Origin of the sequence: Thermobifida halotolerans (assembly GCF_003574835.2) — a bacterium.
In the GTDB taxonomy this organism is placed as follows: Bacteria; Actinomycetota; Actinomycetes; order Streptosporangiales; family Streptosporangiaceae; genus Thermobifida; species Thermobifida halotolerans.
Map to the genome: position 1 here is coordinate 4761295 of NZ_CP063196.1, position 13780 is coordinate 4775074.

The 13780-nt window shown below is 68.6% G+C and carries 15 protein-coding genes; 6 read left to right on the top strand and 9 right to left on the bottom strand.

What is annotated here, in order from left to right; genetic code table 11:
- Window positions 1-6 precede the first annotated feature (6 nt).
- On the bottom strand, window positions 7-873 hold the full coding sequence (locus tag NI17_RS21290; protein WP_068689953.1) for an ABC transporter permease: 867 nt from the start codon (window positions 871-873) through the stop codon (window positions 7-9).
- Window positions 870-1844, bottom strand: a complete 975-nt coding sequence (locus NI17_RS21295; RefSeq protein WP_084012512.1) for an ABC transporter ATP-binding protein — start codon at window positions 1842-1844, stop codon at window positions 870-872. The genes NI17_RS21290 and NI17_RS21295 overlap by 4 nt, the downstream gene beginning before the upstream one ends.
- Before the next feature lie 197 nt (window positions 1845-2041).
- Here NI17_RS21295 and NI17_RS21300 point away from each other — a divergent pair, with 197 nt between their 5' ends.
- Entirely contained in the window at window positions 2042-2434 is a 393-nt protein-coding gene (locus tag NI17_RS21300; RefSeq protein ID WP_068689955.1) for a VOC family protein, read from the top strand.
- Between the two features lie 23 nt (window positions 2435-2457).
- On the opposite strand, the gene NI17_RS21305 is transcribed toward NI17_RS21300, so the two are convergent.
- Entirely contained in the window at window positions 2458-3243 is a 786-nt protein-coding gene (locus NI17_RS21305) for an alpha/beta fold hydrolase (RefSeq protein ID WP_068689957.1), read from the bottom strand.
- A 93-nt stretch (window positions 3244-3336) separates the two neighbouring features.
- Window positions 3337-5166 (bottom strand): serine/threonine-protein kinase, encoded by a 1830-nt coding sequence (locus NI17_RS21310; RefSeq protein ID WP_243597562.1) that lies wholly within the window; start codon window positions 5164-5166, stop codon window positions 3337-3339.
- Between the two features lie 615 nt (window positions 5167-5781).
- Here NI17_RS21310 and NI17_RS21315 point away from each other — a divergent pair.
- Window positions 5782-6627 (top strand): SURF1 family protein, encoded by an 846-nt coding sequence (locus tag NI17_RS21315; RefSeq protein WP_068689961.1) that lies wholly within the window; start codon window positions 5782-5784, stop codon window positions 6625-6627.
- On the opposite strand, the gene NI17_RS21320 is transcribed toward NI17_RS21315, so the two are convergent.
- Window positions 6597-7022 carry a DUF3817 domain-containing protein gene (locus NI17_RS21320; protein ID WP_068689963.1) on the bottom strand — a complete coding sequence of 142 codons (426 nt, stop codon included), beginning with the start codon at window positions 7020-7022 and terminating at the stop codon, window positions 6597-6599. The genes NI17_RS21315 and NI17_RS21320 overlap by 31 nt on opposite strands.
- 170 nt (window positions 7023-7192) lie before the next feature.
- Window positions 7193-8746, bottom strand: coding sequence for a glycosyltransferase family 2 protein (locus NI17_RS21325; protein ID WP_068689967.1), 1554 nt, complete (start codon window positions 8744-8746; stop codon window positions 7193-7195).
- A gap of 354 nt (window positions 8747-9100) precedes the next feature.
- Here NI17_RS21325 and NI17_RS21330 point away from each other — a divergent pair, with 354 nt between their 5' ends.
- From NI17_RS21330 to NI17_RS21340, 3 genes are all read left to right on the top strand, one after another.
- Window positions 9101-9814 (top strand): WbqC family protein, encoded by a 714-nt coding sequence (locus NI17_RS21330; RefSeq protein ID WP_234401805.1) that lies wholly within the window; start codon window positions 9101-9103, stop codon window positions 9812-9814.
- A gap of 90 nt (window positions 9815-9904) precedes the next feature.
- Entirely contained in the window at window positions 9905-10618 is a 714-nt protein-coding gene (locus NI17_RS21335) for a PIG-L deacetylase family protein (protein ID WP_068689971.1), read from the top strand.
- Between the two features lie 86 nt (window positions 10619-10704).
- Entirely contained in the window at window positions 10705-11664 is a 960-nt protein-coding gene (locus tag NI17_RS21340) for an NAD-dependent epimerase/dehydratase family protein (RefSeq protein ID WP_068689973.1), read from the top strand.
- A 64-nt stretch (window positions 11665-11728) separates the two neighbouring features.
- Here the strand turns inward: NI17_RS21340 and NI17_RS21345 are convergent, their stop codons facing one another.
- Both NI17_RS21345 and NI17_RS21350 read right to left on the bottom strand, forming a co-directional pair.
- Window positions 11729-12082: a DUF202 domain-containing protein gene (locus NI17_RS21345; protein ID WP_068689975.1), complete on the bottom strand. Its 354-nt coding sequence runs from the start codon at window positions 12080-12082 to the stop codon at window positions 11729-11731.
- Complete coding sequence (locus tag NI17_RS21350; protein ID WP_068689977.1) at window positions 12079-12444, bottom strand: YidH family protein; 366 nt, start codon at window positions 12442-12444, stop codon at window positions 12079-12081. Before NI17_RS21350 ends, NI17_RS21345 begins: the two co-directional genes overlap by 4 nt.
- Before the next feature lie 209 nt (window positions 12445-12653).
- Here NI17_RS21350 and trxA point away from each other — a divergent pair, with 209 nt between their 5' ends.
- Window positions 12654-13034, top strand: a complete 381-nt coding sequence (gene trxA, locus NI17_RS21355) for a thioredoxin (RefSeq protein ID WP_068689979.1) — start codon at window positions 12654-12656, stop codon at window positions 13032-13034.
- A gap of 52 nt (window positions 13035-13086) precedes the next feature.
- Here trxA and NI17_RS21360 read toward each other — a convergent pair whose 3' ends face one another.
- Window positions 13087-13776, bottom strand: a complete 690-nt coding sequence (locus NI17_RS21360) for a polyamine aminopropyltransferase (protein WP_068689981.1) — start codon at window positions 13774-13776, stop codon at window positions 13087-13089.
- Between the last annotated feature and the right edge of the window lie 4 nt (window positions 13777-13780).

The following is a 13780-nucleotide window of genomic DNA, read 5'->3' on the forward strand; positions in this document are numbered from 1 at the left end:
CGCGATTCACCCGACCCGCTGCATCGCCCTGTGCCGCCGCTCCTCCAGGCTCGCACCGGACTCGCGTCGGGCCATCCGGCGCAGCACGACGGGAGCCAGTGCCAGGCCGACGACCGCCCACGCGCCCAGCACGCCGACCGTCTCCAGGTGCCGCCAGGACTCGCCGATCTCCTCGACCGTGGCGGTGTCGGGCAGCATGCCCGAGCGCATGCCCAGGCCCAGCCAGTAGATCGGGAACACCTGGGCGATCCACTGGGCCCACTCGGGGAGCAGGGTGATCGGGAAGAAGATACCGGAGACCACGACCAGTCCCATGAGCAGCAGCATCAGGATGCCCACCACGGTACGCGGGTTGGAGAACAGCGATCCCAGAATCGCGCCGATCGGCAGGGTCGCCAGGAATCCCAGGGCGATCACCCACAGCAGGGTCAGCGCTCCCCGGGCGGTGAACTGGAACCCGTCGATCGCCAGCACGGCGGGCACCAGGATGACCAGCATGCTCAGCAGGGTCATCAGCGACACGGAGACCACCTTGCCGACCAGGTAGCCGTGCGTTCCCCTGGGAATGGCCTTGGCCCGCAGCAGGGTGCCGTCCTCGCGGTCGGTGGCCAGCAGTTGGGCCATGGTCAGCAGCCCGCCGAACACCAGCGTCATGGCCAGCACCCCGGGCAGCGCCAGCGTCGCCTGGGTGACGCCCGTCCCCGACAGTTCGGTGTTCTCCATGCCGTTGTCGCTCATGAACAGCAGGATGGCCAGGAAGATCACGCTGTTCAGCAGGTAGGAGCCGAGGTCGGAGAGGCTGGTCAGGGTCTGGCGGAACTCGGTCCACCCACGGAGCAGCCCCAGGCGCAGGGCGAAGAGTGTCGTGTTCACCGGTTCTCCTTCCGCTCCCCGAAGCCGGGGTCGTCGTCGCCCGCGGAGCCGGTCTCGTGCCGGTGCACCATGGTCAGGTAGACGTCCTCCAGCGTGGCGCGGCGCACCTCCAGGTCGGTGATCTCCTCGCCGTACTGCGCGAGCAGTTCACGGACGAAGGCGGTGCCGTCGGTGGCCGAGTGCACGAACCGCTGTCCGCCGCGGCTCCAGCGGATCTCGGTCTCACGGCTCACCTGCTGGGAGAGCTGCTCCGCGCTGCCGTCGGCGACGATCCGGCCGCCCGCGAGGATCAGGATGCGGTCGGCCAGTTTCTCCGCCTCGTCCAGGTCGTGCGTGGTGAGCAGGACGGTGGTGTCCTCGAGGTCGGCCAGTCGGTGCACCAGGTCGTGGAAGTCCCGTCGGGCCTCGGGGTCGAAACCGGCGGTCGGCTCGTCCAGGAACAGCAGTTCGGGACGGCCGATGATGCCGACCGCGACATCGAGTCGGCGCCGCTGGCCTCCGGAGAGCTCCTTGATCCGCCTGCCGGCGTGTTCGGTCAGGCCCACGATGTCGAGCAGTTCCGCGGTGTCGCGCGGTCGGTGGAGTTCGGGGGTGGAGTAGGGGGCGTAGTACCGGCCGAAGTGCTCCAGCAGTTCGGCGACCCGCCATTTGCCGTGGTCGCGCCAGGACTGCAGCACCACGCCCAGACGGGCCCGCCACCGTTCGTCGCCGTGGGCGGGGTCGGTTCCCAACACGCTCACCCGTCCGGCGGAGCGCATCCGGAAGCCTTCGAGGATCTCGATCGTGGTGGTCTTTCCCGCGCCGTTCGGGCCGAGCAGCGCCAGCACCTCGCCGCGGTCGGCCCGAAAACTCACCCCTTTGAGCACGTCCGTCGATCCGTAGCGCATCCGCAGGTCGCTGACCTCGACCACGGACTGCTCCGATGACCCGGGCGGCTGGGAGGCGGTGACGGGCTGGGGAACCGTCGCCATACTCCTTCTCCTTACCGTTGTCGTCCTGTATACATTGATAGCACATGTACTACATTCCGACAATCTCGTACTCCATCGTGGAGTGCCATGGAATGCCCACGGTGAGCACGGGGGACGCGTTCGGGTCTTGGAGTACGGCCGCGGCAACGGCAGAATGTGGTTCATCAACCGTCCGGCGGCTCTGGAGGAGGCGCCCTGTGCGAATGAGTTACGTCCGACTCCTGGCAGACGACTACGAGGCGTGCTTCCGGTTCTACGCCGACGTGCTGAAACTTCCGGTGCTCCGCGGATCGGAGCACACCCGCTACGCCGAGTTCGGGACGGGCGCCGACACCAGGCTCGCACTGAACCAGCGCGAGGTGGTCGCCGAGGCGCTGGAAACCGACATGGAGGACCCGTACCTGCCCCGCCAGGACCGGGTGGCGGTGATCTTCGAGGTGGACGACGTGGACGCCAAAGCCGCCGAACTCATCGCGACGGGCGTCCCCCTGGTCTCCCCGGTCAAGGAGTGGACGGCGCTCGGCATCCGCGCGGCGCACTTCCGCGACCCCGACGGCTACCTGCTGGAGTTCAACCAGCCGCTACTGTGACCCGCACCGACCCGTCGCCGAGGTCAGGGCCAGCGGACCGCCATCGGATCCAGATGCCTCAGCAGCAGGTCGTTGACCAGGTCCGCGCGTTCGATGTTGGCCAGGTGCGCGGCTCCGTTGACCACCTCGAAGTGGGCGTCGGGAAGGGCGCTGGCGAGCCGGCGGCCGTGCCCGGGAGGAGTCTGCGGGTCGTGCGCGCCCGAGATGACCACCGTCGGCACCCGCACTCGTGCGGCCAGGGAACGGTGGTCGACGTCCGCGACGGCGTCACAGCACCCGGCGTAGCCCTCCGGGTCGGTTTTCTCGAACTCCTCGGTGAACCGCGACACGATGTCGGGTCGCCGCTCGCAGAACCCGGGGGTGAACCACGAACGGGTGACCTCGTCGGCCACCGATGCGACGCCGAAGCTGCGCACCCGTTCGCCGATGCTCCGCCAGCGCAGTGACGGGGGCGCCCACGAGGTGGTGGACACCAGCGCCATCCGGGTGATCCGTGAGGGTTCGGCCGCGGCCGCCCACAGCGACACCATGGCCCCCAGACCGACGCCGATGAAGGAGACCTGCTCCAGTTCGCACTGGTCGAGCAGGGACAGCAGGTCGCCTCCGAGTTCCGGCACGGAGTAGGGGCCACGGGGCGCGGGCGAGGTGCCGTGCCCGCGGTGGTTGACCCGAAGCACCCGCATGCGGCGGGTCAACTCCGGCATCTGCGGCTCCCACATCGACCACTTCACGCCGAGCGTGGGAACCAGCACCACCACCGGTGCGGTCCGCGGCCCGTCAAAGCGGTACTGAAGGGGAACAACGGCCATCTGGGACCTCCTGGAACAGCGAGCCAAAAGCCTACCGACATTCCCTCACACCGAAAGGGCGGTCGGTGCTCCGCGCTGGACGGATCGTCGCGGTCACTGACCCGTCGGAGAGACGGCCACCCTTCCGGAGTCTCCGGTCCCCCAACCTCCGCCGCCCCCGGTCGACGCGGTCGGCCCGTCGTCCTCCATGTCGGCGTCCTCGGTCGGTTCGGTGGTCTCCTCTTCTTCCTCCCAACCGGGCTCCTCGGTCCAGGTGTCCTCGTCGGTGGGGTGGTAGGGGGTCAGCGAGGGGTCCGGCTGGTGGCTGTTGGGCGGAGTGGAGGGTGCGTACGTCTCCTCGTCGAAGCCCGGGTCCGTCTCGTTGTCCACCTCGGGCGGTGAGGCGGCGGGCCGGTCGTCCTCCACCTCCGAGCCATCGGTGGTGGAGCCGTCCACGGGGGTGGCCTCGGGCCGTCCGTCGGACAGGAGGAAAGCGTCGACCAGGTACCAGCCTCCCGCCAACGCCATGATGAGGATGCCCGCGGCCATGACCAAGGACAGCGTCCGCCGGGTGCCCCGGCCGCCCCCGGAGCGGGGAGGCGGTGGTTGCCGGTTGTCCGGCGGAAGTCCCGTTCCGGGCGGGGGACCGTAGCCGCCGCCGTCTCCGGGCGGGCCGTAGGCGGCCGGAGCGGCGCCGCCGGCCGCGGCACCCGCGGCTTCCCACGCCGCGCCCTGCTGGGCCGCGGCGCCCCCCGGGGGAGTGACGCGCGCGGTTCCGTCGGCCGTGCCGGACGCGGGCGTGTTGACCGTCTCGGTGGCTTCCGTGTTGCCGACCAGTGCGGCGAGTCCGCTCGTGGTGCGCAGCGGGCCGCTGGTGGGTCCGGTGCCCGGACCGCTGTACGGGGTGCCGTCGGCGGGGCGGTCCGCCGCCAGCGCGGCCAGACCGCTGCTCGGTGTTCCGCCCGGGTCCTGCGGGTCGTCGTCGGCGGCGGGCAGCACCGCCGTGGGAGCGGCCTCCGCCGGTTCCTCCGGCGGGGCGATCGGCAGTGCCGCCGTGGCGGCGATCTGTGTCTGCTCGCTGATCGCCGCGGTGTAGCCCTCCTCGAGGACCTCCGTGACCGGTACCCGGGTCACGTCGGCCGGATCGTGTCCCACCAGCGCGCCGAGCACCTGCACGGCGGTGGGACGGCGCTCGGGCTCCTTGGCCAGGCAGGATTCGAGCAGTGGCCGCAGAGGTCCGTCCACACCGTCCAGTCGGGGCGGACGGTTCAGCACGCGATGGATGATCGCGGGCAGGGTCTCGTCGTGGAACGGGGACTCGCCGGTGGCGGCGAACACCATGACTCCGGCCCAGGCGAAGATGTCCACCGCGGGGGTGAGTTCTCGGCCCTCGACCTGCTCGGGAGCCATGTAGGCGGGGGTGCCCACGATGGAGTTGGTCGCGGTGACCGTGGCCTCGGTGGACCGGGCGATCCCGAAGTCGATCACCCTGGGGCCGTCCGGGCCCAGCAGAACGTTGGCCGGTTTGAAGTCGCGGTGCACGACTCCCGCCTGGTGGATCGCGACCAGCGCGGTGGCCGTGGAGATGGCGAGACGGTCCAGGGCGGCTCCGGTGCGCGGTCCGTCCCGCAGCACGGCCTCGCGCAGTGACGGTCCCTCGATGTACTCACTGACGATGTAGGGCGGTTCGGCGTCGATGTCGGCGTCCAGCAGCGTCGCCGTGCAGAAGGGGGCGACCTTGGACGCGGTCTCGATCTCCTTGGCGAACCGGCTGCGCGCTCGGGCGTCGGAGGCCCAGGAGCTCTCCATGACCTTCACCGCGACCCGAGTACCGTCCGGCCCCTGGCCGAGGTACACGACGCCCTGGCCGCCCTTGCCGATTCGGGCGATAAGCTCGTAATCTCCGACCCGAGCGGGATCCTCGGGCCGCAACGGACTCGTCATTCGCGTGCTCTCTCCCTCGACTCCTGAGCATTGGACGGCTCCGAACCGCGTCATGCCGGGAACCGTCCGGGAATGAGCGGGCAGATCAGGCTGTTGATCAGCTGGAACGGCCGTTCCCCACCAGCGAACCACACCGCGAGCGACCCCGCCAGGGCACATTCCCGTTCCCCGGACGCGCAACGCACCTCACAGGAATAGATGCACGAAACCACAGGAAGGTTCGCTCTGTCGAAAGGTCCGAAAACCGCGTTGGGGGCATTGTCGGACAAAAGGCAGCGATGATCATCATTGATGGTGAAGGTGTGGGCGATCTCCCATGCCCGCAGCGCAAAGGCCGCCCCCGTGTCCCCCCTCAAAGCACGGAGGCGGCCTTCGCATGGGAACGGTCGCCGGCTCCTCCCCCCAGAAGCCGCGACCTCGGAAAGGTCCGCGTCACGGGAGGTTGTGCTCCTCTCCCGTGGTGACACCCAGATTACCCATGCCCATCTGGCGAAACAACCGTCCGTCACCGTGTGACACTTAAAGTGATTGCTATTCGTTTCCCTGCTCACCGTCAACTCCACCGTGCGGTGGGGGCACCGAACGGCCCGTTCGCGTCGCACATAGCCTGGGAGGGTGCGTTTCCCACTTCTACGGCCCCGATGGCTCGGCATCCACCTGGTGGCGGTCATCGCGGTACTCGGTTGCTTCCTGCTGGGCTACTGGCAGTACGAGCGCGCCCAGCGACCCGACCGTGAGACGGTCACCAACCCCGTCGAGGACCTCGCCGCGGCGGAGGACATCAACGCACTGCTCGAACCCGGCGAGTACATGCCGCAGGACATCGCCAACGAGGCTGTCACCGCGACGGGAACCTATGACGCCGGACAGCAGCTGCTCTCCCCCGCGCTGTCTCCGGACGGCGAGGAGGGGTACTACGTGGTGGTGCCGCTGGTGACCGAGGACGATGCCGCGGTGGCCGTGAACCGGGGATGGGTGCCCGCCGACGCGGTCGACGCCGACGGTGCGATCCCGCCCGCCCCGGAGGGGGAGGTCACCGTCCGGGGGTGGCTGCAGCTTCCGCAGGACGAGGCGACCAAGGGCTACTCGGCGATCGTCCCCGAGGGGCAGGTGCCGCGGATCTCTCCGGCGCTGCTGGTCAACAAGTGGCCCTACCGGCTCTATGCGGGCTATGTCACCCTGGGCGAACAGACCCCGCAGGCCTCCGCGGGGACGGGGGCGCTGGAGAGGATTCCGCCGCCGGATCCGCCGCAGGAGATCGTCTGGAACTTCACGAACCTGAGCTACGCCGCCCAGTGGTGGGTGTTCGGGGCGGCCGCCGTCGTGTTCTGGGTCTCACTGGTGCGGCGCGAACTGGAGGAGCGGCGCTCGGCACGGGAGGACGACGGGGGCGACGGGGGCCGGGACTCCGCCGCCGACGCCGGGTCGCTTCACCCCTCGGCGGGCACGGCCGCGGACTGAGCGGTCCCGGCGGCCTGCTCCTCGGCCTCGATCGCGGCCTTCTCCCGGGCCGCGATCCGACGCTCGACGAAGAACCCCACCACGGGAATCGTTCCGGAGAGCATCACTCCGACGGTCCTGGGGGCGTTCCACCGGCGCTTCAGTGCCAGCCACAGCACGGACAGCACGAACGCCATGTAGATGTAGCCGTGCGGAACCGCGATGTACATCATCAGCGGTGTCTCGTCGCCGAACCACTGCTCCATGCCCGCGGGCGCGTCGACCAGGGAGAACCGCGCGGTCTCCCCGACGAGGTACTTGGCGGGCATCGCCACGAAGGTCAGCAGCAGCAGCCACGTCGAAGTGACGTAGGCCAGCACGCGGTAGAGAGTGAGAGGAAGACGCTTGTTGTCCAACGGGGCACCTCGGCTCGGATCTCGCGACCGGACCCGGCCGTTCGGCGCCCACCACCTGGTGGTGGGCGCCGAACGGCCGGGTCCGTGCTGTTCTTCTCTTCGAGCCTAAGCGCTGGGACAGGCGGCCGTGATCCGGGTGGACCGTCGGCGGCCGGTTCGGGCCGGGGCGGTCAGACCTTGATCGACACGCGCTCGGGGCTCTTCCACCGGCCGTCGGACTTCGCGGTCCACGCCTGCGGGATCGTGAGCAGGGTCAGGTAGGAGTCGAGCAGTCGCAGCGGCAGGAAGAAGAACCCGTAGAACAGGTAGCTCGGCCGCCGCCGGACCATCGCGATGACGCAGGTGAGGATGTAGTCGGGGACGAACAGGCCGACCGCCACCGTGCTCAGCGGCAGCACCGACGTCACCGCCCGGTAGCCGTCGGCGTACCAGTCGAAGGCCAGCACACCGTCGCCGAACAGCGTCGGAGGGAGCACGAACACGAAGATCAGCGCGGTGACGAGCAGCATGGCCGCGACCAGCACGACCTCCAGGATGTAGAAGAACAGCGAGAACCAGAACATGCTCGGCCACACGCCGTGCCGCCGCACCGTCTGCCAGAAGCCCAGGCTCCACCGCCGCACCTGGCTCTTGTAGTCGCGCAGGGTGAAGGGGTCCTGGGAGTAGGCCTTGGTGTCGGGGCGCATCGAGATGCGCCCCAGCTTCTTGTGGTGCACCTCGAAGGTCATGTTGAAGTCCTCGATGACCAGCCCCTTGGGGTTGATCTCCAGGTGCTTCAGAACACCGGTGCGGTAGGTGCTGGCGAAGCCGGGGACGATGAAGGAGACGCTGGTGAAGCGCCAGGTCTGCCCGAACCGGAGCATGTACTGCAGCAGCCAGTAGAGCCGGTCGCGGTAGGCCGAGATCAGCCGTCCGACGACGGTGCGCTGCTGCGGTTTCCACTCGGCGACGACGAATCCGGCGACGGCTGCGACGGTGGGGTCCCGGAACTGGTCGCGCACGCCCCTGACGTAGTCCTCGTGCAGTTCGGTGTCGGCGTCCAGGATCACCACGCCGTCGTAGTTCTCGATGAGGTCGAACTCCTGGATGACCGCCTCGATCGCGCCGGCCTTGCCGCGGTTGGTCAGCAGTTCCAGGACGTTGACACCGGTCTGCGCCGCGATCTCGGCGGTGGCGTCCTTGGAGCTGTCCGACACCACGTAGATGTCCCACCGGTCGAACAGCCGCAGCGCCGACCGGATCGCCCCGTCGATGACCGGTTCCTCGTTGTGCGCCGGGATGATGACCGCCAGCGTGATCGTGTCGGGGTCGGTGTTGACCCGGGGCATCTCGAACTCCCCGGTGTCGGGCCCCGAGGCCAGCGCGCGGCCACCGGAGTGGCGCGGCGCGTACCGGTCGTCGCCGCGGGACCGGGAGGCGACCGTCACCCGCTTGTCCTCGTCCCGGACCCGGGCGCCCGCGGGGAGCGGTGCCTCCCTGCGGGGCAGGATCGTGGCGTTGTCGCGCCGCAGGAGTTTGTGCACGGACTCGTCCACCAGCCGGATCAGACCGATGAGCGACCAGACCATGAGGTTGAGGCCCAGGCCGACGACCAGTAACAGCAGGACAGGGGTGTCTTCGGCCGAGCCGAGCACGAACCGCAGCCACAGCACGAAGAGCAGAGCCGCAGTCGACAACGAGAGTAGACCCGCGAGCCAGCTTCCGATGAAACGCGCGGTGCGCACTGGGGACCTCCGAAGGGTGACGGGGCGACAGCGGGGGTGAACCACCGTTGTAAGGACGTTCCAACGGGGCGGTCAGTTGCCCGGCGGGAGCGACCGGATACCGGGACGCCGGAAACACGCGCGAACCCACCGCGAGCCTGCACCACTGCCCCGATAATCAGGAACGCCACCCCGCCTTATGGGATTGTCCCGCACAAAATTTCGTCGTAATTGGGGATGCGCCGCGTTCTCAGGTCACGAATATATGACTTGGGCTATGAAAGAGCTTGTTCCGAGTCAAGAGGAGGGTGGCACGGCGGCTCGTCCCGTACTCTCGACGACGGACCATGAGCATCTCGACAGCTCGAAGGGGAAATGACTGTGCGTGTTGCCATGCACCAGCCGCACTACCTGCCATGGCTGGGCCTGCTGGACAAGATCGACCGCTGCGACCTGTTCGTTGTGCTCGACCACGTCCAGTTCGAACGCAAGGGGTGGCAGCACCGCAACTACGTGGCGTCGAAGAACGGTCCGGTCCTGCTCACCGTTCCCGTGGTGCAGCGCAGCCGTGACGAACGGATCATGGAAAAGTCCGTCAACAATGACTCGCCGTGGTGGGACAAGCACCGTAAGACACTCGCGGAGCACTGTTACCGCAAGGCGCCTTTCTGGGGGGACTTCGGCGCTGACATCATGGCTGTCTACGACCGCCGATGGGAGAATCTGGCCGATCTTTCCATGGCGACCACCGACCTCGTCCTCAACGCGTTCGGAATCACCACTCCCATGGTGCGTTCGAGCGAACTCGGTGAGTTCACCGTGCAGAAGAGCGAGCTGCTCGCCCAGATCAGTGCCAAGGTCGGCGCGACGTCGATGCTCTCCGGCGAAGGCGCCCGCGACTACCTCGACTCCGAGGTCTTCCGCAGTCACGGCGTCGAGGTCGAGTGGCAGGGGTTCCGTCATCCGGAGTATCCGCAGCACAACCGGCGCGGGCAGGAGTTCCTGCCCCGTATGGCCGCAGTGGACCTGCTGCTCAACGTCGGCCCCGAAGGCATGGACCTGGTGCGTGCGGCCCGCACCGCGGCCTGACCCCGCTGTCCGTCTCCCCGCCATCGAGTCCACGCGGCCGTCGAGGGCCGCATCTATCGCCCGATGCCCTATGTGTTTTAAGGACACCGAATGACGATCGACTGGTCCCGAGAGCGGATTCTCATTCTCGCACCGCACCCCGACGACGAGACCCTCGGCTGCGGCGGCCTGATGCGCAGGGCCAAGGACATGGGAGCCGAGGTCTACATCCAGTTCATGACGGTCGGGGACACCGCGGACAACTCCGCCAGGGGCCTGTCCACCGCGGACGAGCGGTGCGGGGAGGTCAAGGAGGTCGCCGAGTTCTTCGGCTGGGACGGCTGGGACTTCGCCTTTCCCGGGGACCGCTACCACCTGAAGCTCGACACGGTGTCCCGGTTCGAGTTGGCCAACGCGATCGAGCGGAACAGCCCGCTGTCTGTCGCCGAGTTGCAGCCGACCACGGTGATCGCGCCCCACCGCACCAGCTACAACCAGGACCACCAGGTGACCGCGGAGGCCGTGCACACGGCGCTGCGGCCGTCCAACAACCGGTTGCGCCACCACCCGCGCCTGGTGCTGGCCTACGAGGAGGCCGCCGACCAGTGGCGGTACGACGCCACGCCGCCGCCCAACTTCTTCGTCGAGCTCACCGAGGCGCAGTTGGACGCCAAGATCAAGGCGATGCACCTGTACGGGACCCAGACCCACGAGCATCCGCACACCCGTTCCGACCTCACCCTGCGGAGTCTGGCCGCGCTGCGCGGAATGCACGCGGGAGTGTCCTTCGCGGAGGCCTACCACATGATGCGCTGGCTGGCCTGACCGTATGGGGAGCGGCGACGCCACCGTGCGGACACCGTGAACAGTCAACGCCCTTTCCGGGCCGTGTCTTCTGAAGGAGAAACAGCGTGAAAGCCTTGGTCACCGGTGGCGCCGGGTTCATCGGCTCCCATCTGTGCGACTACCTGATCGCCCACGGGCATCAGGTGACCGTGCTCGACGACCTGTCCACCGGTTCCGAGGAGAACCTGAGGCAGCTCGCCGACGCCCCCGACCTCCAACTGGTCAAGGGATCCATCCTGGACACCGCTCTGGTCGACGACCTGGTCGGCTCGTCCGACACCGTGTTCCACCTGGCCGCGGCGGTCGGCGTGCACACCATCGTGGACAAGCCGCTGGAGTCGCTGCGCACCAACCTGCACGGCACCGAGAACGTGGTCGACGCCGCCGCCCGGCACGGGGCGCGCATCATGGTCGCCTCCACCAGCGAGGTGTACGGCAAGAACGACGCCGACGGACTGACCGAGGACGCCGACCGCGTTCTCGGTTCGCCGCTGAAGAGCCGCTGGTCCTACGCGGCGGCCAAGGGCCTGGACGAACTGGTGGCCTACGTCTACGGCAGGGAGACCGGCGTTCCCACGGTCATCACCCGGTTCTTCAACATCGTGGGGCCGCGCCAGACCGGCCGCTACGGCATGGTCGTGCCGCGGTTCGTCGGTCAGGCGCTGGCGGATGAGCCGATCACCGTCTACGGTGACGGTTCCCAGCGGCGCTGTTTCGGCTCGGTCTTCGACGTTGTTCCGGCCGTGGTGAAACTGATGGACACGCCCGCCGCCTACAACCGCGCGGTCAACCTCGGCGGCCTGGAGGAGGTCTCCATCCGCGGCCTCGCCGAGCGGGTCATCGAGCTGACCGGGTCGAAGAGCACGATCGAGTACATCCCGTACGAGAAGGCCTACGGCGAGGGCTACGAGGACATGCGCCGCCGCATGCCCGACACCTCGCTCGCCAGGGAGCTCATCGACTACGAGCCGACCCGCCGCCTCGACGACATCATCAACTCCATCGTCGAGTCCAAGCGCGCCTGACCAGGAACGCTCCCGGCGTCGGGACCGCGGAACACCGGCCCCCGGCACCGGGACACAAGGAGGATCAGCGCGGGACGGCGGTCAGGATGGTCGCCGTCCCCAGCCCCATCACGGCGACGCTCAGCAGTATGAGCGTCCACGGGCGGGCCAGGGGCGCGGGAGGGGTGCCCAGGGACTCGTCGTGGAGGCCGTGGTCGGTGCGCCGCCACCGCAGCCGCAGGTGCGCGGTGAGTACGATGGCCGCGCCGAGGGGGGTGAACACCACCGCCATCTGGCCGAACACCCCGGCGGGGATGCTCTCCGCCGGAATCCGCAGGTACAGCAGCGCCACCGCGATCAGCAGGAACAGGGTCCGCTGCCAGGACAGCAGAGTGCGTTCGGGCTGCAGACCGCTGTCCCGCTTCCGGGGTCCGCTCATGGCCAGTAGTTCCCCACGACGACAGCCAGACAGATCAGGGCGACGCCCACCGCGGTGATCAGCGGCAACGGAGTGGTCGGCAGCGGTTGGCCGTGGCGCATGGCGCGCTGTACCTGCCGCCAGCGCACCGGGGCGTAGCCGGTGATGATCACGGCCAGCACGGCGAGCGCCAGTCCGACGGACAACTGCGTCGCGCCGTGCCACTCCAACGGAACCAGGTGCAGTACCGCCACCGCCCCGGCCACCAGCGCCAACGCGGTCCGGATCCATGCCAGGAAGGTGCGTTCGTTGGCGAGGGTGAAACGGTAGTCGGGTTCCCCGCCGTCGCCGCGTCCTCGCTCCCGGTCCGGATTCGACCCCACGTGTTTTTCCCCTCCTCTGTGTCGTCACCCGCGCCACCGAATGTATGCGCGGAGGAATTTTCCTCCCAAATCGGTATTGATCTGGGGTTTTGTCGGGTTCTCGGGTTGCCCGGGAACACGGAGGCCGATGCGGGTATGCGGAACAATCGAGTGGGAAAAACCGCTCTAGCTAGCGAAGACCGTTGCCGACGCCACGATCAGGAGAGCCTGTGGCCACCATCGAACTGACCAAGGACAACTTCAACGAGACGCTTCAGGACAACGACTTCGTCCTCATCGACTTCTGGGCGTCCTGGTGCGGGCCGTGCAAGATGTTCGCTCCCGTCTACGAGCGGGCCTCAGAGAAGCACGACGACCTGGTCTTCGCCAAGGTCGACACCGAGGCCCAGCAGGAACTGGCGGCCAGCTTCAACATCCAGTCGATCCCGACACTGATGATCGTGCGCGACCGCACCGTCCTGTACGCCCAGCCCGGCGCCCTGCCCGAGACCGCGCTGGAGGACCTGATCCAGCAGGCCCGCGACCTCGACATGGACGAGGTCCGCAAGCAGATCGCCCAGCAGCAGGGGGACGGCTCCGCACAGGAGTGAACACCGTCTCCGCGGTGGGCCGTGCCCCGTCCGGCGCGGCCCACCGCGTGTGTCAGCCCTCCCGGTCCGGGCGGACCAGGTACACCACGTCCGGATCACCCCGGCGCACCGGGACCCTGACCTCCTCGACCGCGCCGAACCGGCGTTCCAGCAGTGCCGCGAAGTCCGGCGCGGGCATCGCGCTCCAGAACGCCACCACTCCGCGGGGAGCGGTGATCCGCGCCAACCGGTCCAACCCGGGCGGCCCGTACAACCGCTCGTTGCCCTCGACCACGGTCCAGTCGGGGCCGTTGTCGATGTCCAGGCACACCGCGTCGAAGACCTCCTCCGCGGTGTCCAGCCACTCGACCAGGTCGGCGCAGGTGATCCGGCATCGCGGATCGTCGGTCGGGCGCCCGGCGACCTCTCCCAGGGGACCGGAGTGCCAGGCGATGACCCGCGGCTCCACCTCGACCACCCGCACCAGAGCCACCTCGGACCGGGCCAGCGCCTCGGCGGCGGAGAACCCCACACCGAGCCCGCCGACCAGCACCCGAAGGTCGGTGCGCCCGCCGGGCAGGGCACGCAGGCAGGCGCGGACCATCTCGCGTTCGGACCGGCCGTCACGGGTGTCCATGAGGAACACCCCGTTGCTGATGATCTCGTAGTCGGCGCCGACCCGCCGCAGCACCAGTTCTCCACCGCTCACCCCCCGGGCGCGGTCGACAACCACCGGCTCGGTCGGTTCGGCGGGAAACGGCATTCCT

Excerpts from the sequence above, each read along its gene's own strand:
- NI17_RS21330 (WP_234401805.1), top strand. The coding sequence starts at position 9,101 with ATGACTGTGCGTGTTGCCATGCACCAGCCGCACTACCTGCCATGGCTG.
- NI17_RS21295 (WP_084012512.1), bottom strand. The coding sequence starts at position 1,844 with ATGGCGACGGTTCCCCAGCCCGTCACCGCCTCCCAGCCGCCCGGGTCA.
- NI17_RS21310 (WP_243597562.1), bottom strand. The coding sequence starts at position 5,166 with ATGACGAGTCCGTTGCGGCCCGAGGATCCCGCTCGGGTCGGAGATTAC.
- NI17_RS21335 (WP_068689971.1), top strand. The coding sequence starts at position 9,905 with ATGACGATCGACTGGTCCCGAGAGCGGATTCTCATTCTCGCACCGCAC.
- NI17_RS21305 (WP_068689957.1), bottom strand. The coding sequence starts at position 3,243 with ATGGCCGTTGTTCCCCTTCAGTACCGCTTTGACGGGCCGCGGACCGCA.
- NI17_RS21345 (WP_068689975.1), bottom strand. The coding sequence starts at position 12,082 with ATGAGCGGACCCCGGAAGCGGGACAGCGGTCTGCAGCCCGAACGCACT.
- NI17_RS21360 (WP_068689981.1), bottom strand. The coding sequence starts at position 13,776 with ATGCCGTTTCCCGCCGAACCGACCGAGCCGGTGGTTGTCGACCGCGCC.